The organism is Serratia sp. CY44782 (assembly GCF_052168715.1).
Taxonomy (GTDB): Bacteria; Pseudomonadota; Gammaproteobacteria; order Enterobacterales; family Enterobacteriaceae; genus Serratia; species Serratia nevei.
In genome coordinates this window covers 568,279-590,621 of record NZ_JBJNME010000001.1, presented here as the reverse complement: position 1 = coordinate 590,621, position 22,343 = coordinate 568,279, and the positions used below count along the sequence as shown (strand labels likewise).

Annotated in this window: 23 protein-coding genes; 5 read left to right on the top strand and 18 right to left on the bottom strand. The window is 58.4% G+C overall.

What is annotated here, in order from left to right:
• Positions 1 to 2 precede the first annotated feature (2 nt).
• From ACJ8HT_RS02855 to flhD, 17 genes are all read right to left on the bottom strand, one after another.
• Positions 3 to 407, bottom strand: a complete 405-nt coding sequence (locus ACJ8HT_RS02855) for a flagellar protein FlhE (RefSeq protein ID WP_197652614.1) — start codon at positions 405 to 407, stop codon at positions 3 to 5.
• Positions 407 to 2,485, bottom strand: a complete 2,079-nt coding sequence (flhA, locus tag ACJ8HT_RS02850; protein WP_126179689.1) for a flagellar biosynthesis protein FlhA — start codon at positions 2,483 to 2,485, stop codon at positions 407 to 409. Before flhA ends, ACJ8HT_RS02855 begins: the two co-directional genes overlap by 1 nt.
• Entirely contained in the window at positions 2,478 to 3,629 is a 1,152-nt protein-coding gene (gene flhB / locus ACJ8HT_RS02845) for a flagellar biosynthesis protein FlhB (protein ID WP_019452962.1), read from the bottom strand. Before flhB ends, flhA begins: the two co-directional genes overlap by 8 nt.
• 126 nt (positions 3,630 to 3,755) lie before the next feature.
• Positions 3,756 to 4,154 (bottom strand): type II toxin-antitoxin system tRNA(fMet)-specific endonuclease VapC, encoded by a 399-nt coding sequence (gene vapC, locus ACJ8HT_RS02840; RefSeq protein ID WP_049271803.1) that lies wholly within the window; start codon positions 4,152 to 4,154, stop codon positions 3,756 to 3,758.
• Positions 4,154 to 4,387 carry a type II toxin-antitoxin system VapB family antitoxin gene (gene vapB, locus ACJ8HT_RS02835; RefSeq protein ID WP_038876822.1) on the bottom strand — a complete coding sequence of 78 codons (234 nt, stop codon included), beginning with the start codon at positions 4,385 to 4,387 and terminating at the stop codon, positions 4,154 to 4,156. The genes vapC and vapB overlap by 1 nt, the downstream gene beginning before the upstream one ends.
• Positions 4,388 to 4,512: 125 nt before the next feature.
• Entirely contained in the window at positions 4,513 to 5,157 is a 645-nt protein-coding gene (gene cheZ / locus ACJ8HT_RS02830; RefSeq protein ID WP_004934858.1) for a protein phosphatase CheZ, read from the bottom strand.
• 10 nt (positions 5,158 to 5,167) lie between these two features.
• Positions 5,168 to 5,557, bottom strand: a complete 390-nt coding sequence (cheY, locus tag ACJ8HT_RS02825; protein WP_004934862.1) for a chemotaxis response regulator CheY — start codon at positions 5,555 to 5,557, stop codon at positions 5,168 to 5,170.
• Between the two features lie 102 nt (positions 5,558 to 5,659).
• A complete protein-coding gene (locus ACJ8HT_RS02820) occupies positions 5,660 to 6,709 on the bottom strand; it encodes a protein-glutamate methylesterase/protein-glutamine glutaminase (protein ID WP_015378262.1) in 1,050 nt (349 codons plus the stop codon).
• Positions 6,709 to 7,581 (bottom strand): protein-glutamate O-methyltransferase CheR, encoded by an 873-nt coding sequence (gene cheR, locus ACJ8HT_RS02815; RefSeq protein WP_025159837.1) that lies wholly within the window; start codon positions 7,579 to 7,581, stop codon positions 6,709 to 6,711. Before cheR ends, ACJ8HT_RS02820 begins: the two co-directional genes overlap by 1 nt.
• 37 nt (positions 7,582 to 7,618) lie before the next feature.
• Positions 7,619 to 9,235 carry a methyl-accepting chemotaxis protein gene (locus tag ACJ8HT_RS02810; RefSeq protein WP_197652612.1) on the bottom strand — a complete coding sequence of 539 codons (1,617 nt, stop codon included), beginning with the start codon at positions 9,233 to 9,235 and terminating at the stop codon, positions 7,619 to 7,621.
• A 76-nt stretch (positions 9,236 to 9,311) separates the two neighbouring features.
• Entirely contained in the window at positions 9,312 to 10,982 is a 1,671-nt protein-coding gene (locus ACJ8HT_RS02805) for a methyl-accepting chemotaxis protein (protein ID WP_049200613.1), read from the bottom strand.
• A gap of 193 nt (positions 10,983 to 11,175) precedes the next feature.
• On the bottom strand, positions 11,176 to 11,676 hold the full coding sequence (gene cheW, locus ACJ8HT_RS02800; RefSeq protein ID WP_025303271.1) for a chemotaxis protein CheW: 501 nt from the start codon (positions 11,674 to 11,676) through the stop codon (positions 11,176 to 11,178).
• Positions 11,677 to 11,708: 32 nt separating this feature from the next.
• Positions 11,709 to 13,730, bottom strand: a complete 2,022-nt coding sequence (gene cheA, locus ACJ8HT_RS02795; RefSeq protein WP_195873494.1) for a chemotaxis protein CheA — start codon at positions 13,728 to 13,730, stop codon at positions 11,709 to 11,711.
• Positions 13,727 to 14,803 (bottom strand): flagellar motor protein MotB, encoded by a 1,077-nt coding sequence (gene motB, locus ACJ8HT_RS02790; RefSeq protein WP_194572353.1) that lies wholly within the window; start codon positions 14,801 to 14,803, stop codon positions 13,727 to 13,729. Before motB ends, cheA begins: the two co-directional genes overlap by 4 nt.
• Positions 14,800 to 15,690, bottom strand: coding sequence for a flagellar motor stator protein MotA (gene motA, locus ACJ8HT_RS02785; protein WP_015378266.1), 891 nt, complete (start codon positions 15,688 to 15,690; stop codon positions 14,800 to 14,802). The genes motB and motA overlap by 4 nt, the downstream gene beginning before the upstream one ends.
• Positions 15,691 to 15,835: 145 nt before the next feature.
• Positions 15,836 to 16,420 (bottom strand): flagellar transcriptional regulator FlhC, encoded by a 585-nt coding sequence (flhC, locus tag ACJ8HT_RS02780; protein ID WP_019452971.1) that lies wholly within the window; start codon positions 16,418 to 16,420, stop codon positions 15,836 to 15,838.
• The gene (gene flhD / locus ACJ8HT_RS02775; protein ID WP_049201218.1) at positions 16,420 to 16,770 is read right to left on the bottom strand and encodes a flagellar transcriptional regulator FlhD; all 351 of its coding nucleotides are present in this window, start codon (positions 16,768 to 16,770) and stop codon (positions 16,420 to 16,422) included. Before flhD ends, flhC begins: the two co-directional genes overlap by 1 nt.
• Before the next feature lie 1,026 nt (positions 16,771 to 17,796).
• Here flhD and ACJ8HT_RS02770 point away from each other — a divergent pair.
• The 4 genes from ACJ8HT_RS02770 to ACJ8HT_RS02755 all read left to right on the top strand — a co-directional run bounded on the left by ACJ8HT_RS02770 (position 17,797) and on the right by ACJ8HT_RS02755 (position 20,052).
• Complete coding sequence (locus ACJ8HT_RS02770; protein ID WP_194572354.1) at positions 17,797 to 18,051, top strand: hypothetical protein; 255 nt, start codon at positions 17,797 to 17,799, stop codon at positions 18,049 to 18,051.
• A 54-nt stretch (positions 18,052 to 18,105) separates the two neighbouring features.
• On the top strand, positions 18,106 to 18,321 hold the full coding sequence (gene ydgT, locus ACJ8HT_RS02765; protein WP_004934895.1) for a transcription modulator YdgT: 216 nt from the start codon (positions 18,106 to 18,108) through the stop codon (positions 18,319 to 18,321).
• A 197-nt stretch (positions 18,322 to 18,518) separates the two neighbouring features.
• Positions 18,519 to 18,938 carry a universal stress protein UspC gene (gene uspC / locus ACJ8HT_RS02760; RefSeq protein ID WP_049201221.1) on the top strand — a complete coding sequence of 140 codons (420 nt, stop codon included), beginning with the start codon at positions 18,519 to 18,521 and terminating at the stop codon, positions 18,936 to 18,938.
• 85 nt (positions 18,939 to 19,023) lie between these two features.
• The gene (locus ACJ8HT_RS02755; protein ID WP_194572355.1) at positions 19,024 to 20,052 is read left to right on the top strand and encodes an NADP-dependent oxidoreductase; all 1,029 of its coding nucleotides are present in this window, start codon (positions 19,024 to 19,026) and stop codon (positions 20,050 to 20,052) included.
• 37 nt (positions 20,053 to 20,089) lie between these two features.
• Here ACJ8HT_RS02755 and pcp read toward each other — a convergent pair whose 3' ends face one another.
• Positions 20,090 to 20,737 (bottom strand): pyroglutamyl-peptidase I, encoded by a 648-nt coding sequence (pcp, locus tag ACJ8HT_RS02750; RefSeq protein WP_123895283.1) that lies wholly within the window; start codon positions 20,735 to 20,737, stop codon positions 20,090 to 20,092.
• A gap of 97 nt (positions 20,738 to 20,834) precedes the next feature.
• Here pcp and ACJ8HT_RS02745 point away from each other — a divergent pair, with 97 nt between their 5' ends.
• Positions 20,835 to 21,767 carry a LysR family transcriptional regulator gene (locus ACJ8HT_RS02745; RefSeq protein WP_174135201.1) on the top strand — a complete coding sequence of 311 codons (933 nt, stop codon included), beginning with the start codon at positions 20,835 to 20,837 and terminating at the stop codon, positions 21,765 to 21,767.
• Positions 21,768 to 22,343: the final 576 nt, after the last annotated feature.

Genomic DNA, 22,343 nt, shown 5'->3' with positions numbered 1-22,343 from the left:
TCCTACTGATAATTGACGATGACCTGATTGCCAATCACCCGCAGCGGCGGGTTCAACCCGCCTTGTGACTGCACGTAATAGACAAAGCGCAATTCCGCATTGGCCGGTTCCCCCTGCAGACCGTTGCTGCTGCCGCTACCGCCGCCGAGCGGAATGCAGCGGTTCACCGTACACAGCTGGGCCTGCAGCCCGGCCGGCTCCGGCCCCAGTAAACGGTAGCGCCAGCTGACGCTGGTGATGCGCGCATTGGCATCCGGCAACGCGTTCGGCGGCCGCAAACCGGCGGACTCATCGCGCATGCCGCCCTGTTCCAACGTCACGCCCGCCCCTTCAGCCACCCAGGAACCGGACACCGCACTGGCGGTTAACGGCGCCAGCAAACACAACACGAACAGACAACGTTTCATCAGGCTGCTCCAATGGTCGACGTCATGCGAATCTGGCGATCGTCGTTGATTTCGAGGTTGGACAACACCACGATCTGCGGCAGGCTGCGGCGCAGGAAGCGCGCCAGCAGGGCCCGCAGCGCATGGTTGACCAGCAGCACCGGCGGCGCGCTGAGCATCTCTTGCCGCTGCAGCGCCTGGCGCGCCTGATCCAGCAGGCGATCGGCCAAGCCCGGCTCCAGACCGCCACCGCCCTGCAACGCCTGCAACAACAGGCGCTCCAGTTGGGTATCCAAACCGATGACCTGAATCTCGCCGTTGCCCGGGAACCACTGCTGCGTGATCGCCCTGCCCAGCGCTACCCGCACCACGGTGGTCAATTCATAAGGATCGCTTTGCGCCGGGGCATGCTCCGCCAGCGTTTCGACGATGGTGCGCATATCGCGGATAGAAACACGCTCGGCCAGCAGGTTTTGCAGCACCTTGTGCAGCGTGGTCAGTGATACCACGCCCGGCACGAAGTCTTCGGTCAGTTTCGGCATCTCCTGCGACACGCGATCCAGCAACTGTTGGGTTTCCTGGCGGCCAAACAGCTCGCTGGCGAACTGGCCGATCAGGTGATTGAGGTGCGTCGCCACCACGGTGCTGGCCTCTACCACGGTAAAGCCCTGGATCTGTGCCTGTTCGCGCAAGGCGCTGTCAATCCATACCGCCTCGAGCCCAAAGGCCGGATCGACGGTTTTGTCTCCCGCCAGCTCGCCCACGGCATTGCCGGGGTTGATCGCCAGCCAGCGGCCCGGCTGCGCTTCACCGCTGCCGATCTCGACGCCTTTCATCAGGATGCGATAGCTGGCTGGCGGCAGTTCCAGGTTGTCGCGAATGTGTACCACCGGCGGCAGATAGCCCATGTCCTGCGCGAACTTCTTGCGAATACCGCGGATACGCCCCAGCAGTTCACCGTTTTGTTGAAAATCGACCATCGGAATCAGCCGGTAACCCACCTCCATCCCCAGCGGATCCTCCAACTGCACGTCGGCCCAGCTGGCTTCGGCGGCCTGCGGGTTTTCCGGCATCACCGGCGCCTCCACCGCTTTCGGTGCCTGTTGTTCACGGCCGCGCAACCACCAGGCCAGACCCAGCAAAGCGGCGGTAAACAGCAGGAACACCAGGTTCGGCATGCCCGGCACCAGGCCCAACAGCCCCAGTACCCCGGCGCTCAGCAGCATCACGCGCGGATTGTTGAACAGCTGGCCCACCATCTGCTCGCCGACGTCCTGATCGGTCGCGACGCGGGTGACGATAACGCCGGCCGCGGTGGAGATCACCAACGCCGGGATCTGCGCCACCAGGCCGTCGCCGATGGTCAGCAGCGTATAACTTTCCGCCGCCGCCCCCAGCTCCATGCCGTGTTGCACCACGCCGACCAACAGGCCGCCGACGACGTTCAGCACCATGATCATCAGGCCGGCGATGGCGTCGCCACGCACGAATTTACTGGCGCCGTCCATTGAGCCGTAGAAATCGGCCTCCTGGGTGACTTCGGCACGGCGTTTCTTCGCTTCGTCCTCGCCGATCAACCCGGCGTTCAGATCGGCGTCGATCGCCATCTGTTTACCCGGCATGCCATCCAGAACAAAGCGCGCGCCCACTTCGGCGATACGCCCGGCCCCCTTGGTGATGACCATGAAGTTGATCAACACCAGGATGATGAACACCACGATACCGATGGCGAAGTTGCCCCCCACCAGGAAATGGCCGAAGGCCTCCACCACGCGGCCGGCGGCGGCGGAACCGGTGTGCCCTTCCAGCAAGATGATGCGCGTGGACGCGACGTTAAGCGACAAACGCAGCAGCGTGGAGAACAGCAGAATGGTCGGGAAGGCGGCGAATTCGAGCGTGCGCTGGGTGAACATTGCCACCAGCAGCACCATGATCGACAGCGCGATGTTGAAGGTAAACAGCAGGTCGAGGATAAACGCCGGCAACGGCAGCACCATCATCGACAGGATCAGCAGGATCAACACCGGGCCGGCCAACACCTGCCACTGCGTATCTTTAAAATTGCCCGGCAAACGAAGCAGGGAGGCCAAATTAGCCATCAGAGTCACTCTCTCTTGCAAAATCCAGTGCTTCCGGCACCGGTAAACGTTCAGGTTTTTTCGGGATCAGGCCGCCCTCGCGCCGCCAGCGGCGCAGTTGGTACACCCAGGCCAGCACTTCGGCGACCGCGGCATACAGGGTGGCCGGAATATGTTGTCCAATCTCGCTGTGTCGATACAGCGCACGCGCCAGCGGCGGCGCTTCCAGCATCGGGATGCGGTGCTCCGCACCGAGCTCGCGAATGCGCAAGGCGATTTCGCCGGCCCCCTTGGCCAGCACTTTCGGCGCGCTCATTTTTTTGTCGTTGTACTGCAACGCAACGGCGTAGTGCGTCGGGTTGGTGACGATCACGTCCGCCTTGGGCACATCGGCCATCATGCGGCGCCGGGCGATCGCCCGCTGCTGCTGGCGAATGCGTCCCTTGACGTGCGGGTCCCCTTCCTGGTCTTTGAATTCGTCGCGAATATCCTGCTTGGTCATCTTCAGCTTTTTAAAGTGGCTCCACAGCTGATAGAACACGTCGAACGCCACCATCGGCGTCAATCCCAACACCACCAGAAAACCGCAGAACAGGATCATCTGCAGCGCATTACCCAACGCGTCGAGCGGCTGCTGGGTCATCAGATGCAGCATCGCCGCCCAGTTGTGCCACAGATAAAGGCCGGTCACCCAGCCGACCAGCGTCGCTTTCAGGATCCCTTTCAGCAGCTCTGCCAGCACCTGGGTAGAAAAGATACGCTTCAGCCCGGACAACGGGTTCAGGCGCTTCAAATCGAATTTGATCGACTTGCCGCTGAACAGAATGCCCCCCAACAGCATCGGCGCGGCGAGCGCCACCAGCACCAGCCCCGCCATGATAGGCAACAACGCCAGCACCGCTTGGCGCAGCAACATGCCCAGCTGGCGCAGCATCTGTTTATCGTTGCTGACCATGCCATGGTCGAAGTTCAAACCCTGCGTGAGCATCGCCGCCAGCTGTTGCGCCATGTTGCTGCCGGACATCAGGATGATCGCGAGGCCCGAGAGCAGCATCAGTACCGAGGTCAGTTCGCGGGAACGCGGGATCTGGCCGTCTTCACGCGCCTTCTCCAGCCTGTGGGGCGTGGGGGCCTCGCTTTTTTCCAGATCGCTGTCTTCAGCCACGAAACGCCGTTCCTGTGTAGAGAGGGTAAAGAATGGCGGTCAGCATGCCAAAAAATTGGCGATGTCATTGACGGAACAACGGGGAAAAAGGCGGGTTATTTAGGGGATGAGACCATCAGGGAGACGTTACAACCAATTTTCCAGCCGCAAACCCTCAACGCGCTCAAATTCGCGTCGATTATTGGTCACCAGAATCAATCCTTCGCTGCGCGCATGCCCGGCGATATGTAGATCGTTTACGCCAATAGGCGTTCCCTGGCGTTCCAGCGCAGCCCGGATGTTGCCGTAGTGCGATGCCGCTTTAGCGCCGTAATCGAGAATGTCCAATCGGGAGACAAAATCCTCAACCACCCTGGCGTTCACTACCGGGCGTGAGCTTTTCTCCACCCCGTGAACCAATTCGCCATAGGTGATCGACGAAATGACCATTTTACCTGCATAGCGATTGAACGCCTCTAGTACTTCCAGCGGCCGGCGCTTAATGACATAGATAACAATGTTGGTGTCCAGCATATGACTGAACATCAAAAATCTTCCCGCTCGCGCTGGTGCTGTTCGGCACGTTCATTGAGGAAATCATCGCTCACCTCATTTTCCGCACAGAAGAAACTGTCCCAGGTATTCTCCAGGGGGGCAAGAATGCGCTCTTTGCCCACTACGCGGACGGTCACTTTAGAAACGGTATCAGGAAAACGCACCTCTGCAGGCAAGCGCACGGCCTGTGTCCGATTATTGGTAAAGACAGAACCTAACGTCATGGCGACCTCCTTTAATTGGAGTACAAATTATAACCTCCGCAATGTATATAGCAATGCTATATACATTAATCTTTGCGGGACACAGCGCAACTTTCGGGGCGCGCCGTCGCGCGCCCCGAAAAGCCTCAGAAACCGAGACTGTCGAGCAGATCGTCGACCTGCGCCTGGTTGGCGATCACGCCGACGCCATTCTGGTCGAGCTGCGGGCCGTTCAGCAGGCTGTCGTTCGGCCGTTTTTCCTTCACCGGCTGCTCCGGCATGTTTTCCATCAACACCATCAGCAGCTGCTTTTCGATCTCCTGCACCACGTCCATCATGCGCTTGATCACCTGGCCGGTCAGATCCTGGAAGTCCTGTGCCATCATGATTTCCAGCAGTTGGGCATTGGTAAAGGCCGTATGCCCCGGCACCTGATCCAGATACTGGCGCGTGTCGTTCACCAGAGAACGCGCGTCGTCCAGTTCGATGGGGTTGGCGAACCACTCGTCCCAGCGCCCTTTCAACGCGTTCGCGCCGGATTCCAGCTCCGCCTGGCGCGGTTGCGCCGCCTCCACGCAGTTCAACGCCCGTTCCGCCGCCTGCGCCGTCATGGTTACGACATAGTCAAGACGGTCGCGCGCATCCGGGATCGCCTCTGCCGCCTGGGCGATCGCCTGATCGAGCCCCAGTTCGCGCATGCTGTCGCGCAGCATTCGGGTCAGTTGGCCGATGCGGGAGATGATCTCTCCCGCGGTCGCTGCATCGCTGGCAGGCATTGGAATGTCTCTCATCGCCCTCTCCTTACATGCCCAATTTTTCAAAAATCTTGTTGAGCTTTTCTTCCAGCGTCGCCGCCGTAAAAGGTTTCACTACATAACCGCTGGCGCCGGCCTGCGCCGCCGCGATGATATTTTCTTTCTTGGCTTCCGCCGTCACCATCAGTACCGGCATCGCGGCCAGCGCGCTATCGGCGCGGATGGTTTGCAGCAGCTCCAGCCCGTCCATGTTCGGCATGTTCCAGTCGGACACCACGAAGTCGAAACCGCCGGCGCGCAGCTTGTTCAGCGCATCCGCGCCGTCTTCAGCTTCTTCGACGTTGTTGAAGCCCAGCTCTTTGAGCAAATTTCTGACGATGCGACGCATGGTGGAAAAGTCGTCCACAACCAGAAATCTGAGGTTCTTGTCTGCCATTGTTACTCCTGAAATAGTTAACCGTTTAATGATGCAAAACCGCAGACCGCCGCGCGGCGAACCTGGGTCATATCGCCGCCGGGTGGCCCCTGCGGACTAAAATCAAATGCGCAATGCCTGGCCGCCGGCGATCTGCGCCAGCATGCGCTGGCTCATCCTGTCCAGCTCGACCACTTCGCTGACGCCGCCGCTGGCGATCGCCTCGCGCGGCATGCCGAACACCACGCAGCTCGCCTCGTTCTGCGCCAGGGTATATGCCCCGGCGCGGTGCATCTCCAGCATCCCCGCCGCCCCGTCGTTGCCCATGCCGGTGAGGATCACCCCCACCGCATTGCGGCCGGCGTATTGCGCCACCGAGCGGAACAGCACGTCGACCGAGGGGCGATGGCGATTGACCGCCGGGCCGTCATGCAGCTTCACCTGATAGTTAGCGCCGCTGCGCGTCAGCTCCAGGTGACGATCCCCCGGTGCGATGTAGGCGTGGCCCGGCAGTACGCGCTCGCCGTCCTCCGCTTCTTTCACCGTGATCTGGCACAGCTTGTTCAGCCGCTCGGCGAACGAACGGGTGAAACCCGGCGGCATGTGCTGGGTGATCAGCAGCGCCGGGCTGGTTGCCGGCAACGGCTGCAGCACCTGGCGGATCGCTTCGGTGCCGCCGGTGGAAGCGCCGATGGCGATCAGTTTTTCACTGCTCAGCAGCGGCGCATGGCTGAGGATCGCCGGCGCCGGGCTGCTGGAACGCTGCGGCAGGCGTGCTCTGGCGGCGGTGCGGATCTTCTCGGCAATCAGCTCGCTGTAGGCCAACATGCCCTCGCGAATGCCGAGCTGCGGTTTGGTCACGAAGTCCACCGCGCCCAGTTCCAGCGCGCGCAGCGTGATTTCCGAGCCTTTGCCGGTCAGCGAAGAGACCATCACCACCGGCATCGGCCGCAGGCGCATCAGCTTCTCGAGGAAATCCAGCCCGTCCATGCGCGGCATCTCGACGTCCAGCGTCAGCACCTGAGGATTAAATTTTTTGATCAGATCGCGCGCCACCAACGGATCCGGCGCGGTCGCCACCATCTCCATGTCGGCGTGGCCGTTCACGATTTCCGTCATCAGCTGGCGCATCAGTGCCGAATCGTCTACGCATAACACTCTGATTTTACTCATTACCTCTCCTTGGTCAGCCCATACACGGTCTGCCCACGCAAGTAGAAATCCCGGCTGATCTGGCTGAAATTCTCGGAGTGGCCGGCAAACATCAGCCCCCCCGGCTTAAGCAAGGGAACGAAGCGGCGCAGGATGCGCTCCTGCGTCGCCTTATCGAAATAGATCATGACGTTGCGGCAAAAAATGGCGTCGAATTGCCCCGGCAGCGCCCACTCCGGTGCCAGCAGGTTCAGCGGCTGAAAGTTCACCCGCGCCGCCAGCTCCGGCCGCACGCGCACCAGCCCCTGATGCGGCCCGGTGCCGCGCAGAAAATAGCGCTGCATTTGGGTCGGCGTCAGGGTGCGCAGATCTTCCTGGCGGTAAACGCCCGCCTCCGCTTTTTCCAGCACCTGCGTATCGATATCGCTGGCCCAAACCTGGCAACTGCCGGCCCGCTGGCCCAATGCATCGCTCAGCGTGATGGCGATCGAATACGGTTCTTCGCCGGTCGAGGCCGCGGTGCTCCAGACGCTGTAGCCGTTCGGCCGCGAGCGCGCGTGCTCTGCCAGGATCGGGAAGTGATGCGCCTCGCGGAAAAAGGCCGTCAGGTTGGTGGTCAGCGCGTTGATAAACGCCTGCCATTCCGCGCTGTTCGGATCGCTTTCCAGCAGCGCCAGGTAATCGCCGAAATCGTGCAATCCCAACAGCCGCAAACGGCGCACCAGGCGGTTGTAAACCATCTCGCGCTTATGCTCCGCCAGCACAATGCCGGCGCGTTGATAAATCAACTGGCTGATGCGGCGAAAATGCACGTCCGACAGCGGCAGGCGCTGCACCATTTGCGTCAACATCGACGCAGTATCCCGGTTAGAAGTTGACGGCGCCTGTTTCATGCCACCTCACCGGGGAAAAACGTGCTGCTTATGCGGTTTAACAATCTTGGGCTTCCTTTACCACGGGTGAAACTGCGTTGTTGCTGTTACCTGGCGCGACGAAGTTATCGTCCGCCAGACGGAATACCGCGACCGCGTCGGCCAGGGTAATGGCCTGCTCTTCCAGCGCGGTGGCGGCTGAGGCGGACTCTTCCACCAGCGCGGCGTTCTGCTGGGTGACCTGATCCATCTGGGTCACCGCCTGCGTCACCTGCTCGATGCCGCGGCTCTGTTCATCCGAAGCCGACGCGATCTCGCCCATGATGTCGGTCACGCGGGTCACCGAACGCACGATGTCCTGCATGGTGGCGCCGGAGTTTTCCACCAGCACCGAGCCGTGTTTGACGCGGCTGACCGATTCGTCGATCAGCACCTTGATCTCTTTCGCCGCCTGCGCGCTGCGGCTCGCCAGGTTGCGCACTTCGCCGGCGACCACGGCGAAACCGCGCCCCTGTTCACCGGCGCGCGCCGCTTCCACCGCCGCATTGAGCGCCAGAATGTTGGTCTGGAAAGCGATGCCGTCAATCACGCTGGTGATGGCGCCGATTTTCTGCGAACTGTTGGCGATATCGTGCATAGTGGTCACCACGTCGCCGGCCAGTTCGCCGCCCTTGGCCGCGGTGGCCGAGGCGTCGCGCGCCAGCTGAGAGGCCTGCCGCGCATTGTCGGCGTTCTGTTTCACCGTGGCGGTCAACTGTTCCATGCTGGCGGCGGTTTCTTCCAGCGAAGCGGCCTGCTGCTCGGTGCGGGAAGAGAGATCGTTATTGCCTTCGGATATCTCCTGCAGGCCGATCAGAATCGACTCCGCCCCGTCGCGCACGGCGCCGACGGTGCCGATCAGCGACTGCTGCATGCGTTGCAGGCTGGCGAACAGCATGCTGATTTCATTGCGGCCATACACCTGAATCGGCGTCGCCAAATCGCCGGCGGCGATGCGTTCAAAGTGGCTGCGGATTTGGTTCAACGGCTGCACCAACATGGTGCGCAGCCACCACATGGCGCTGCCGGTCACCACGATCAGCATCAAGACCGCCCCCGCCAGCATCAGGCCCGCCAGCGTGAAGGAGAACTGGTTGCCGTCTCTGGCCTCGTTGATGTCGCCGTTGACCAACTGCAGGTACTGCACGAAATCGGCCTCGAACAGGTCCTGGGTTTTCTGCGTCGGCTGGTCCATAAATGCCTGCAGCTCCCCTTTCTCCAGGAAGCCGATCAGCTCGCGCAGCGCCCCGCGCAGCCGCTCGTAGCTGGCCTTGGTGGTTGCCGTCTGCTGGCTCTGCTGTTCACTGCTGCGTTCAACCGCCATGAACTGATTGAAATAGAGATCGGCCTTCTGCAGCGAGCTGCGGGCGCTGCTCATCAATTCATTTACCTGCTCCTGCGGCAGTTTCAGCGCCGCGCGGGTGCCGGCGCGGTTCAGCGTATTGCGCGCCTGCAACAGCGACACCCAGCTCAGGCTGAGCGAATCGCGCTGCTGGCTGCCGAGAGTGATGATGTCGAGGTTGTGGTTATCGGAGCGAAACGCGGAATACGACAGGCCGCTGCTGACCAACTGCAGAACGCAGAAGGTCATCAACAACAGGAACAAGCTGGTAGAGATACGGATTCGGTTAAACACTGTGAACCTCCTTGCAGCCGGCCGGCGACCGGCCTACGTAGGGAAAAGGGCCCCTGCGAGAGAGGCCCGATACCGGTCAGAACGTTTCCCAGTTATCCTGCAGATCGCTGGCGTTCATTTTCTTATGATTGATTACCGGTGTTACCGACGCCTTACTGGTGACAGGCGCTTTAAACTCTTCCTGGCCTTCCGATCTCAGGCGGAATACCGCTACCGACTGGGTCAGCATGCTGGCTTGTTCTTCCAGCGCCGCCGCCGCCGAGGCGGACTCTTCCACCAACGAGGCGTTCTGCTGGGTAACGCGGTCCATTTCCGCTACCGCCTGGCCAACCTGATCGATACCGCGGCTCTGCTCGTCCGAGGCCGATGCGATTTCGCCCATGATGTCGGTCACGCGGGTGACGGCGTTGACGATGTCGCCCATGGTTTCGCCGGCGCTTTCTACCAGCACGGAACCCATGTCGACGCGGCTGACCGAGTCTTCGATGAGGCCTTTGATCTCTTTCGCCGCCTGAGCGCTGCGCTGCGCCAGGTTGCGCACTTCACCCGCCACCACCGCGAAGCCGCGGCCCTGCTCGCCGGCGCGCGCGGCTTCCACCGCGGCGTTCAACGCCAGAATGTTGGTTTGGAAGGCGATGCCGTCGATCACGCCGGTGATATCGGCGATTTTCTGCGAGCTGCCGGCGATGTCGTGCATGGTCTGCACCACGTTGGCCACGACCTTGCCGCCTTTCTGCGCGGTTTCGGAGGCGCTCAGCGCCAGCTGTGAAGCCTGACGGGCGTTTTCGGCGTTCTGTTTCACCGTCGCGGTCAGCTGTTCCATGCTGGCGGCGGTTTCTTCCAGCGAAGCGGCCTGCTGCTCGGTGCGGGACGAGAGATCGTTGTTGCCCGCAGCGATTTCAGACGCGCCGCTGTAGATGGCATCCGCACCCTGACGCACGCCGCTGACGGTTTCAATCAGTTCGCTTTGCATGTGTTTCAGACTGGCCGCCAGCACGCCCATTTCGTTGCGGCTGGTGACGACGATCTGCTGAGTCAGGTCGCCTGCGGCGATCTGTTTGATGTGGTCGATCATGCGGTTCAGCGGACGCACCAGAATGTGATGGATGCCGGTCCAGGCCAGTACGATCACCGCCAGCACCACCACCAGAATCACGATCAGCGTCCAAATGGCCGAGTTGTAAGAGCTGTTGCTGCCGTCGACCGCGATTTGGTACAGCTTGCCGTTTTGCTCCAGATAAACGTTGTAGCTCTGCTCAAAATTGTCCTGGTAGCTCTGCGTAGGCTGATCGAAGAAGGCGTTGATCTTGCCTTCGCCCAGCAGTTGGATCAGCTCGGAGAGCGCGCCGTACAGAATGTCGTATTGCTGCTTAACACGCTCTGCCGACTGGGGATCCTGACGCGGATCCTGAGGAATTTTCTCGTACGCCGCGTAGTGTCTTTCCGCCTCGGCCAGCTCTTCTTTCGCCTTGGCCAGCAGTTCATCAATGGTGGCGCCGCTGCCGATCTTATTGGTATCCATCATGTAGCGAATACCGGCACGGTTCAGGGAGTTGCGCGCCTGCAGCAGGTCAACGCGGCTTTCACTCAGCTGCAGCTGCTGCTGGCGGATAGTTTGCAGAACGGTAAAGTTTTCCTTATCGCTTTTCAGCGAGGAGAAAAAGAGTCCGCCCGAAATCAACTGCAAGGCGCCAAACAGCACCAACACCAGCAACAGGCTGGTGACCACCTTCATACGATTTAACATGATTTCCCTTGTTGAAGCCCGCGCAGACAGGCTTTGATGACGTTGAATGAGAGAGTTATCGGCGCCGTGCGGCAAAACTTTATGCGGGAAAGTAACTATTTTTAGTGGGGGTTACGGACGCAGATGGCGGCGTCACGACAGGTCAGGAATAGTGATGGGTGAAGGGGGCAGCGCCCTGCCCCCGGGTCCGGAATCAGACGCTCTTAGCCACGCTGTCGACCAGCGACATCTCTTCGCTGCTCAGCAGCTTTTCGATATCGACCAGGATCAGCATGCGCTCGCCCAGCGAACCGAGGCCGGTGAGGTATTCGGTAGCCAGCGTTACCGCGAACTCCGGCGCAGGGCGGATCTGTTCAGCGGTCAGCGACAGCACGTCGGAAACGCCGTCAACCACGATGCCCACCACGCGCTGGCCAAAGTTCAGCACGATCACCACGGTGTTTTCATCATAGGAAACACTCTGCTGCGAGAATTTCACCCGCAGGTCGATGATCGGGACGATCACACCGCGCAGATTGGTAACGCCCTTGATGAACGCCGGCGTGTTGGCGATACGGGTTACCTGATCGTAGCCGCGAATTTCCTGCACCTTGAGGATATCGATGCCGTACTCCTCGTTGCCCAGGGTAAAAATCAGAAACTCTTGCCCTACCGTTTCGCCAGCCAATTTGCTGACGGCTGCCAATCCTGCCATATCATTCACCTTTTAAATCAATAAACTCATTATTATGCGGCGGCGTCCGTCAGACGCTTTTCACGGTTCAAGGTTTGCAACGCCGAAACATCGACGATCAATGCCACGCTGCCGTCGCCCAAAATGGTCGCGGCGGAGATGCCCGGCACTTTGCGGTAGTTGCTTTCCAGATTCTTCACCACCACCTGGTGCTGGCCGATCAGCTGATCTACCAGCAACGCATAACGGCGGCCGGCGCTTTGCAGGATAACGACGATGCCCTGCGTAGCGTCGGTTTTGGCACCTTCCACTTCGAATACCCGATACAGCTCCACCAGCGGCAGGTATTCGCCGCGCACCTGCAGCACGCGCTCGCCCCCGGCCAGCGGATGCAGATCTTCTGCCTGCGGCTGCAGCGACTCCATCACCGCATTCAGCGGCAGGATAAAGACTTCGTCGTTCACCTTGACCGACATGCCATCGAGGATCGCCAGGGTCAGTGGCAACAGGATGCGGATGGTGGTGCCTTTACCAGCCTGCGAACGGATCTCGACGTGGCCGCCCATCTCCTGAATATTCCGTTTCACCACGTCCATGCCAACGCCGCGGCCGGAAACGTCGGTCACCTGTTCAGCGGTGGAGAAGCCCGGTGCAAAGATCAGCATGCCAACCTCTTCGTCGCTCATGCTGTCGCTGACCGCCAACCCCTGCGAAGCGGCCTTGGCAAGAATTTTTTCACGGTTCAAGCCAGCGCCGTCGTCGATGACCTCAATACAGATGTTGCCGCCCTGGTGTTCGGCCGACAGCACCAGATTGCCCACCGCTGACTTGCCGGCGGCGATGCGGGTGGCCGGCTCTTCGATACCGTGATCGAGGCTGTTGCGCACCAGGTGCGTCAACGGATCGATAATGCGTTCGATCAGGCTCTTGTCCAGTTCGGTGGAACTGCCCTGCAGCGTCAGCTCCACCTGCTTGTTCAGCTTGCCGGCCAGATCGCGCACCAGGCGCGGGTAGCGGCTGAAGACATATTCCATCGGCATCATGCGGATCGACATCACCGACTCTTGAAGATCGCGCGCGTTACGCTCCAGCTGGCTCATGCTGTTCAGCAGATCGCCGTGGTTAACCGGATCGAGCGTGCCGGAGCGTTGCGCCAGCATCGACTGGGTGATCACCAGCTCGCCCACCAGGTTGATCAGCTGATCCACCTTTTCCACCGCCACGCGAATGCTGGTGGACTCGCTCGCCTTGGCGCGCGCTTTCGGCGCTTCCGCCGGTGCGGCGGCCGGTTTGGCGGCCGGCGGCGCAGCGTTTGCGGCCGGCGCAGACGCGGGCTCCGGCACGGCGACCGCTTCCGGTAAGCTCACATCTGCGATGGCCGGTTCGCTCTGCGTCGGCGTCGAGAAGCTGATTTGTTCCGGTTCCAGAACGAAGCACAGCACGGCGCTGATGTCGTCTTCGCTGGCGGAGGTGAGCAACGTCACATCCAGGCTGTGCTCCGTCTGATGAGGGTCTTTAACCTCGCCGAGGTTGCCCAGTTCTTCCAACATCAAGGGGATTTCACTGGCTTTCAGCCCGTTCAGGCTGATGCGCATGCCGCCTTCGATCGCCGCCGGCGCAGCCGCCGGCTTCACGACAGGCTGTTGAACGGCAGGCTGAGCCGCAGGCGCCTCCTGCTGCTGTTGCGCTTCCAACGCCAGCTGGCGCAGCGCCTGGCAAATGTATTCGAAGCTTTCGGCGTCAGGCTGTTGCGAGGTTTTATAGGCGTCCAGTTGCTCCTGCATAATGTCTTTGGTTTCCAGAAACAGGTTGATAATCTCGGTGCTCAGGCTCATTTCCTGGCGTCTTGCACCGTCCAGCAGGTTCTCCAGCAGGTGGGTGGTTTCCTGCAGCACCGAAAAGCCAAAGGTCGCCGCGCCGCCCTTGATCGAGTGCGCCGCGCGGAAGATGGCGTTCAACGGCTCGATATCAGGAGCCAACGGATCCAGCTCCAGCAGGTGTTGCTCCATGTCGGCCAGCAACTCGTCCGCCTCATCAAAGAAGGTCTGATAAAAATCGCTAATGTCCATGCTCACGGGGTCACCTCTGGCTGTGAGTCGCGGTTAGTCGGTGCGGGTGCGGCCACCGGTTGTTCCGGCGTTTGGCCGGCCGGGGCTATCGCCGGGGATGCCTGCGATTGACCGACGGAGTCCGTCGCCGGCAACGGCGTTGGCTTAGTCGGCGTTGCCGATTGGAATTCCGGCGTTTGGCTGGCCGGCGCAGTCGCCGACGGCGCCAGTTGCTTCAGGCTATCCGGCTGGGCAATATCCATCGCGTTGCTTTCGGCATTTTCGTGTTCGATGCCTTCTTGCGTTTGCTTATTCAGTACCAGCACGGTGATGCGACGGTTAATCGCGTCATCGGCGCCGTGCTGTTTCAGGCTCATGGTGGCCGCCATGCCCACCACCCGCAGCACCTTGCCTTCCGCCAGGCCGCCGGCGATCAGCTCGCGCCGAGAGGCGTTAGCACGGTCGGCCGACAATTCCCAGTTGCTGTAGCCGCGCTCGCCGGTGGCATAAGGGATATCATCGGTGTGGCCGGACAGGCTGATCTTGTTCGGCAAGTCGTTGAGGATCGGCGCTATCGCCCGCAGAATATCGCGCATATAGCTTTCGACCTGCGCGCTGCCGGTTTTGAACATCGGCCGGTTCTGACTATCGATAATCTGGATGCGCAACCCTTCGTCCATCATGTTGATCAACAGATGTGGACGCAGCGCCTTCAGGCGCGGATCGGATTCAATCAATTCGTCAAGCTTTTCACGCAGCTTATTCAGGCGCAGCTCTTCGGCGCGCTTGTCCGGCGAATCGACCTGTTTTCTCACCAGGCCGTGCTGCTGCGTAGGATCGTCGCCGCCCCCCGGGATTGGGCTGCTTTCGGAACTGCTCTTGTCGCCGCTGGTCAGGGCGACCTTGAGCGGCGTGCGGAAATATTCGGCGATTTGCGTCAGCTCCTGCGGGCTGGCGATCGCCAGCAGCCACATCACCAGGAAGAACGCCATCATCGCCGTCATAAAATCGGCATAAGCGATCTTCCAGGAGCCGCCGTGATGAGCGGCATGATGCGACTTGCGCTTTCTGACCAGAACGACCGGATGATTCTGTTTCATGCTTCTTCTTCTTCCGTCGCCTGCTGCGCCGGCGCTTTCACGCGGCGCACGTGTTCTTCCAGCTCAACGAAAGAAGGACGTTCAGTGGTATACAGCGTTTTACGGCCAAACTCGACCGCGATCTGCGGCGCGTAACCGTTCAGGCTCGACAACAGCGTGACCTTGATGCACTGCATCATCTTGACGTTTTCGGCGCTCTTCTGGCGCAGCAACGTGGCCAGCGGCGAGATAAAACCGTAGGCCAGCAAAATGCCGAGGAAAGTACCGACCATGGCATTAGCGATCAGCGCACCCAGTTCCGCGGCCGGCCGGTCTGCCGAAGCCAGGGCGTGCACCACCCCCATCACCGCCGCGACGATGCCGAACGCAGGCAAGGAGTCGCCCACCATCGCCAGGCTGCCGGCGGGCACTTCACTTTCCTGCTCGTAGGTTTCGATCTCTTCGTCCATCAGCGCTTCGATCTCGAACGCATTCATATTGCCGCTCACCATCAGCCGTAAATAATCGGTAATGAACTCCACCAGGGTGTTATCGGCAAGGATGCGCGGATAATTAGAGAAAATTTCACTTTCTTGCGGATTATCGATGTCGAACTCAAGCGACAGCATGCCTTGCTGACGCGATTTGGCCAGCAGGCGGAACAACAGCGCCATCAGATCCATGTACAGATCTTTGTTGTATTTGGAACGGCGCATCAGCCGCGGCAGCGCGCGCAGCGTAGCCTTGATCGCCTTGCCGTTGTTGCCGACGATGAAAGCGCCGACCCCCGCTCCGCCGATAATCAGAAACTCCGCCGGTTGATATAACGCCCCGAGATGACCGCCCACGATCAGGTAGCCGCCAAACACCGCACCCAATACCACGAGATAACCCAAAATAACTAGCACACGCATTCCTTAAATTAACAATGTGGATGGAAGGTGGGGCAAACGCGCCCTGGCGCAACAGACCAGGCTGCGTGTCTGGGGGCGGCATGCCGCCCCTGCGTATCACACGTCGGTATTCATTGCCGAGAGCCGGCAATGTGGCGGCTCAAATGGCGCGTTTGACCTGCTCGTCCAGCAGTTGAGGAATAATATCGGCCAGTTGCGGCGAAAGTTTACGTCTTTTTACGGCGCGGGATGGGGGTTGGCATAAACTGCAGATGAAACCATTCAGCGGCTGGTGCGCGTGGGTGATAAATGCGCCGCCGCAGCAGCTGCAGGCGGAAAGCTGCAGCATGCCGCTGTCGACGAAACGCACCAGCGTCCAGGCGCGGGTCAGCGCCAGCAGCGGCGCATCGCCGGCCTGCTGAGGGCACTGCTCCAGGTAGAGGCGATAGGCTTTAATCACCGCTTCCACCCCGCTGCACTGCCCACTTTTCATCAGAAACAGGTAGGCGTTGTAAAACATCGAGGAGTGAATATTCTGTTCCCAGGTCATAAACCAGTCGGTTGAGAACGGCAGCATCCCTTTTGGCGGCGGGCTACCGCGCAACTCCTTATAAAGTTTAATCAAGCGCCCGCGGCTGAGCTGGGTTTCGCTCTCCAGCATCTGCAAACGGGCTCCCAGTGAAATCAGCTCCATGGCGAGCTGAATGTCCTTGGCTTCTTGAACAATACTTTTTTCAACCATCATCAGGCTCTTTTCTTCGTCGGGCTAGCGTCTTTAGTCGATAGCTCTTGCAGTAAATGGCTTGATAGCAAAATGCCGGTATGGATTTGTTGCAGATCGTCAACGCGCGACTCTTTGGTCAGGCGTTCGATGGTCTGGTGATCGTTAAAGCGGAAGTGGCAAACCAGCTGGTTGGTCTCGGCCAGTTTAACCATTTGCGGCAAAGTCAGCTGCGCCAACGCGTCGGCCATGGTTTCATCGATACCAAGGCGGAACATTGCGGACGCTTTTTCATCGTTGATCAAACGCTGTGCTAAAAGTAAATATGACAAATTGATGTCATAAATATGCTTAAGTAATTCAGACGTACCCATATTCCCCATCCCGACAGACTATGTTTAAAAACATACGCTGGGTGATAAATTTTATCGCCCGTGACCTGGGTTGTTTCCCAAAGTTGGCAAATTAATCTCTCAAAAACGACTGCTATAATTTTCGCCAATCGCTAAATTCGACCACTGTTCAGTATTTGCTACGAGCGTAAACAAACGTGTATGGATGTACAGCATTCTGCTTCGATAGTGTTTAGTCACCATGAAACTATTTTTACAAATTTAATAAGATTATTCCTAAAGCAGCGCAACTCTACCCCCGAACCATTAGCACACACAATGTAAGTGAGAGGCAATTTTAAATACAATGTGACATAGATCACAAAAATAAAAAATATTTAAACCAAATACCCCCAAATACGCACATTTATTGACCATCATTTTGATCAAAAAATAGCCACAGGTAAAAAAACGTCTTAAAAACAATGTTTATAAGCCAAAAAATTATCTTTTTTAGATCAATTCGAACAAAAGCATCACCAAACCAAAATAACAGAACAAAAATCTGCATATAGCCGATAAACTCAGCATAAATAACCAGTTAAGCTGCTAAAAAATATCCAAGCTGAAAAATAACCTGCATAAACTATAAGGTTATTAGCTATCGGATTTGACTTAAGCCCCTCGCTTGAGGCTGTTCTAATTTTCAACATCAGGTGATAAGGGCTTATCAATGATTCGTTGACGTAGTGAACAAGCAAACAGACGTAACGATATGTTTCCGTATCAGCACGGCGAAAGAATGGTCTTTTTGCGTTAAATCACCCCTAAAACGGTATATCGACCGCGCATTCTAAAACTTTAATGTTTTTTTATTTCTTTTCTGTCGCCGTTATAATTATTCCGCAGGTGAATAGATTATTAACGCCCCCCGTTTCCGCCCCTTCATTGCCATAAAATAAAACGCAGTTTTGTTTTACCCTCCTGATCTTTGGGTCGGAGAGACCGAGCTCCAATCCAAGCGGCGATGAAAAACATCGCGTAACGCCGTTGCGCCTCTTCGGACAGATGAAAAAACGCCGCAAAAGCGGCATCGCGCACTTGCGCGTAGCAGGAACAGCGGCGCTTCTGCCGTCAGCCTGCCCTGAGACTTTCCCTATTTCTTCATTTATCAGCAGGATGAGATTGCTGATGGCACACTTGCATATTATGATTTATCAAAGCGCCGCCACAGGCGACGCCTCATTATTACCCAGTGCAATTTATCTACTTGAAATGATTTTTGTCAGGTCGTACATCACTGCCTCGGCGGCGTTGCCGTGAGCCGCTGATGTGTTATTCACCCGGCTTCAACTATTAACAGGCTATATTTTAATCATGACCGATACGCTCGAATATCTGCTGACATTCCGTAAATGTTCCTCTTTGGACAGCCTGGAAAAGGTGTACGACAAACTGAACTACTCCATTGAAAATGATACAGAAATGAGCAACATGTACCGCGCCGCCGACCACCGTCGCGCCGAGCTGGTTGCCGGTAAATTGTTCGATCTGGGTAAGGTACCGAAAACGCTGTGGGCACAGGTGCTTTAATTCAGCGAAATTACGTGCGGCAACGGTTTTATCTTTTATTGCTATATAACCGGCCAAACTCAGCTTTTATTGCCGCACGTGATGCGAAACACATTTATTACGCCAGCCAGGCTCTACCCTTTATGCGAGCGCAGCATTTTCTCTAAGGCCACCGACACGGCCGCCTGAAAAACGACGGATACGACAAGGAGTGGAATATGGGGTATCAAAACGTTCTGGTCACCGTCGCCGTCGCCCCTGACAGCCATCGCCTGGTGGAAAAGGCCGTCTCCATCGTCCGCCCCTACAGCGGCAGCATCACTCTATTAAGCACCCTTGCCAACCCGGAAATGTACAATAATTTCGCCGGGCCGATGCTGGGCGACTTACGCGCATTGATGGAGGAGGAAACGCGGCTGTTTATGGAGGAGTTGCGCCAACGCGCCGGTTATCCGATCGCCGATACGCTGATCGTGCACGGCGAACTGGGTGACAGCCTGGAATACGCCAGCCGCAACAGGCCGTTCGACCTGCTGCTCTGTGGCAATCACCGCGACGGCATGATGAACAAAGTCTCCTGTTCCGCCGCCCGCTTTATCAATATCAGCCATATCGACGTACTGATCGTCCCGCTCTAAGGCTAAGCACATTCGGTAACGTTGCCTTGCCGCCCCTGAACTAGGCTTAACGAACCTTGTTTGTCGCAATGCAAAGGAGCTTTCGATGTCCCCTTCTCAACAGAACCGCCGCTTCCTGCTGGCCTCGCGCCCGCACGGCGAACCGACGGCGGCGAACTTCCGTCTCGACACCGTCCCCGTGCCGCAGCCCGGCGCGGGGCAGCTGTTGCTGCGCACCGTTTATCTGTCGTTGGATCCTTACATGCGCGGACGCATGAGCGATGCCCCTTCCTATGCACCGCCGGTCGAGATCGGTCAGGTCATGGTGGGCGGTACGGTATCGCGCGTTGAGGCCTCACAACATCCCGATTTCAGCGTCGGCGATTGGGTGTTGGGCTATGACGGCTGGCAGGATTACGCCCTGTCCGATGGCAACGGCCTGCGCAACCTCGGCCCGCACCTGTCGCATCCTTCCCGCCTGCTGGGCGTGCTGGGCATGCCGGGATTTACCGCTTACATGGGGTTGCTCGATATCGGTCAACCGCAGGCGGGTGAAACGCTGGTGGTAGCCGCGGCCAGCGGGGCGGTCGGTTCGGTGGTCGGCCAAATCGGGAAGCTGAAAGGCTGCCGCGTCGTCGGCGTTGCCGGCGGGGCGGAAAAATGCCGCTATGTGGTGGAAGAATTGGGTTTCGACGCCTGTATCGATCACCGCGCCCCGGACTTTGCCGACCAGTTGGCTGTCGCCTGCCCGCAGGGCATCGACATCTATTATGAAAACGTCGGCGGCGCGGTGTTCGACGCCGTGTTGCCGCTGTTGAACGCCAAAGCGCGCATTCCGGTCTGCGGCATCATAGCCCATTACAATGCCACCGGATTACCCGCCGGGCCGGACCGCTTGCCGCTGCTGGAAGGGCTGATCCTGCGTAAACGCATCCGTATGCAGGGCTTTATCATCTTCGACGACTACGGCTCACGCTTTGATGAGTTCCTGCAACAGATGAGCAGCTGGGTCGAGCAGGGGAAAATCAAGTTCCGCGAGGACATCGTCGACGGGCTGGAACAAGCCCCGCAGGCATTTATCGGTCTGCTGCAGGGCAAAAACTTTGGCAAGCTGGTGATCCGCGTCGCCGAGTAATAACCGACAACAGGGCGTGGTGCACCACGCCCTGCTTTTAATGCACGGCGCCGTCACCGAATCGTGCATCCTCTTCTACCGTCAGCGTCACCTGCACAATAGTACGCACCGCTTCTGCCATCGTCGCCAGTGCCATGCTCGGCTTGCCCGGATGCGCAGCCGCCAGTTCGTGGCTGTAGGGAATATGCACGAACCCGCCCCTGATCCCCGCGTGCTGCATCTCAAGATAGTGCCGCAGGCCGTAAAAAATATGGTTGCAGTTATACGTGCCTGCCGTATAAGAGATCGCTGCCGGGATCCCCTGCCGGCGCAGCTGCTGCACTGCGGCCTTGACGGGCAGCGTACTGAAATAGCCCACCGGCCCGCCGGCGACCACCGGTACGTCGATCGGCTGTTGACCGGCATTGTCGGGAATGCGGGCATCGATCAGATTGATGGCCACCCTTTCCAGCGATATCTCGGCCCGGCCCCCGGCTAGCCCCAGACAAATCACCGCCAGCGGCTGCAATGCCTCAATCGCGGCGATCAACCGCGTATTGGCCACGCCCAATACGCAGGGCAGCTCGAGCACCGCGATTTCCGCACCGGCTATCTGTTCACCGGCCAACGTCTGCACTACCTGCCAGGAAGGGTTCACCGCATCACCATCGAACGGCTCAATGCCGGTGATCAATACTTTGTTCATCATTTCCCCTGAGTGAAGGCTAAATTCGTGTGCTACCAGCCTAAAGAACGCAGTATGATTCTGGAAATGGATTATCCGTATATAGAGCATTCATAAAATGAATTTATCCAACGTCGATCTCAACTTGCTGGTGGTGTTCGAAGCGTTGTATCAGACGCGCAACGTCACCGCCGCAGGCCGGCGCCTTAACCGTGCCCAGCCCTCCGTCAGCAATGCCTTGGCGCGGCTACGCATTCTGCTGAACGATCCCCTGTTTGTCCGCAGCGGCGGCGCCATGACGCCCACGCCGCGCGCCCACCAGCTTATGCCGCAGATTCAGCAGGTGCTTGAACAGATTCATCTCGCGTTGGCGCCCCCTGCCCGCTTCGATCCGGCTACCGCCGAACAACGGCGTTTTACGCTGGCCGCCGGCGACTATGCCGATATCGTGCTGCTGCCCGCCATCATCAGCCGGTTACGTCAGACAGCCCCCGGCATCGATATTCGCGTTTCGCGCCTGGATCGCCACAATATTTACCGGCAGTTGGATCGTGGCGAGGTGGACATCGCGCTGGGAGGGCATCTTTCCGGTACGGAAAGCCACTATGTGCGCACGCTGTTTGAAGAACAACTGGTGTGCATCGCCAGCCGTTCACATCCGCAACTGGCGGATGGCCGCTGGGATCTTGCGCGCTATCTCAGCCTGCCGCATGGGCTGTACGCACCGGCAGACGACGGCTCCGCCAGGGGATTGGTCGACCGACGCCTGGCGGAAATCGGCGGCCAGCGGCGCGTCGCCGTGACCTTTTCACATATTGTCGCGCTACCGGCCGTGGTCGCCGACAGCGATCTGATCGCCACCCTGGCAGCCAGCGTGGCCCGGCGTTTTTCCGATCCGCAACGCGTACGCTTTCTCCCGCTGCCAAACGAATTGGCCATCGCCCCTTTCCCCATTGAGCTGATCGCCGGCCGGCAGGCGCAACGCGACCCGGCTTTAATCTGGCTCTGTGAGCTGATAGGGCAACTCTCCTTCACCCCCTCCCCACGTTAACGTCCTCACTCGCTGCATTTTTAACCGTTCAAACTCACCTCTCAAGGGCCCGCCGGTGAGCTCAGGGACGCCCGACAAATAGGAATCATCCGAATTAACATTCGGCAAATTTATATATTTGATCATCTTTAACAAGGAAATGGTAAGGATAAAAAACAATCGGTGACTTTTTTTACGTAAAAAAAGAGTTGTTTTATAAGCAAGTTGACTTAAGTGTTACACATTTATTTTTTGGTATTACCATTTTCCCAATAATTTGAGATAAAAAATGATCTGCTCGCATCTATATGTTTTAGATAATAAAAAGCAAGATCGTGAGCAAGTTAACGAATTTGGCATTGATCCACAAGGCTATTTTGCAAATGCAGAGCTCTATTGTAGACTGCACAAATCGTGCCTTTGTGTAAACTTTGTTAAATCTTTCGTCAGTTCCTGTCTCAATTCGTGACAGATACGCCATCGGGATCGTGCGTCAACTCTCGTGCGGTAGCTATGCCTAAACCGGCGGATAGTATGGTTCGCCTTATCATTTCCTTGCCCCCTTTGTCCGCCTGGCGGCTGTTGTTTAGAAGGCTT

Coding starts and splice junctions, on each gene's coding strand:
- ACJ8HT_RS02855 (WP_197652614.1), bottom strand. CDS start 407: ATGAAACGTTGTCTGTTCGTGTTGTGTTTGCTGGCGCCGTTAACCGCC.
- flhA (WP_126179689.1), bottom strand. CDS start 2,485: ATGGCTAATTTGGCCTCCCTGCTTCGTTTGCCGGGCAATTTTAAAGAT.
- vapC (WP_049271803.1), bottom strand. CDS start 4,154: ATGTTCAGTCATATGCTGGACACCAACATTGTTATCTATGTCATTAAG.
- vapB (WP_038876822.1), bottom strand. CDS start 4,387: ATGACGTTAGGTTCTGTCTTTACCAATAATCGGACACAGGCCGTGCGC.
- cheZ (WP_004934858.1), bottom strand. CDS start 5,157: ATGAGAGACATTCCAATGCCTGCCAGCGATGCAGCGACCGCGGGAGAG.
- cheY (WP_004934862.1), bottom strand. CDS start 5,557: ATGGCAGACAAGAACCTCAGATTTCTGGTTGTGGACGACTTTTCCACC.
- ACJ8HT_RS02820 (WP_015378262.1), bottom strand. CDS start 6,709: ATGAGTAAAATCAGAGTGTTATGCGTAGACGATTCGGCACTGATGCGC.
- cheR (WP_025159837.1), bottom strand. CDS start 7,581: ATGAAACAGGCGCCGTCAACTTCTAACCGGGATACTGCGTCGATGTTG.
- ACJ8HT_RS02805 (WP_049200613.1), bottom strand. CDS start 10,982: ATGTTAAATCGTATGAAGGTGGTCACCAGCCTGTTGCTGGTGTTGGTG.
- cheW (WP_025303271.1), bottom strand. CDS start 11,676: ATGGCAGGATTGGCAGCCGTCAGCAAATTGGCTGGCGAAACGGTAGGG.
- motB (WP_194572353.1), bottom strand. CDS start 14,803: ATGAAACAGAATCATCCGGTCGTTCTGGTCAGAAAGCGCAAGTCGCAT.
- flhC (WP_019452971.1), bottom strand. CDS start 16,420: ATGATGGTTGAAAAAAGTATTGTTCAAGAAGCCAAGGACATTCAGCTC.
- flhD (WP_049201218.1), bottom strand. CDS start 16,770: ATGGGTACGTCTGAATTACTTAAGCATATTTATGACATCAATTTGTCA.
- ACJ8HT_RS02770 (WP_194572354.1), top strand. CDS start 17,797: ATGAAAAAACGCCGCAAAAGCGGCATCGCGCACTTGCGCGTAGCAGGA.
- ydgT (WP_004934895.1), top strand. CDS start 18,106: ATGACCGATACGCTCGAATATCTGCTGACATTCCGTAAATGTTCCTCT.
- uspC (WP_049201221.1), top strand. CDS start 18,519: ATGGGGTATCAAAACGTTCTGGTCACCGTCGCCGTCGCCCCTGACAGC.
- ACJ8HT_RS02755 (WP_194572355.1), top strand. CDS start 19,024: ATGTCCCCTTCTCAACAGAACCGCCGCTTCCTGCTGGCCTCGCGCCCG.
- pcp (WP_123895283.1), bottom strand. CDS start 20,737: ATGAACAAAGTATTGATCACCGGCATTGAGCCGTTCGATGGTGATGCG.
- ACJ8HT_RS02745 (WP_174135201.1), top strand. CDS start 20,835: ATGAATTTATCCAACGTCGATCTCAACTTGCTGGTGGTGTTCGAAGCG.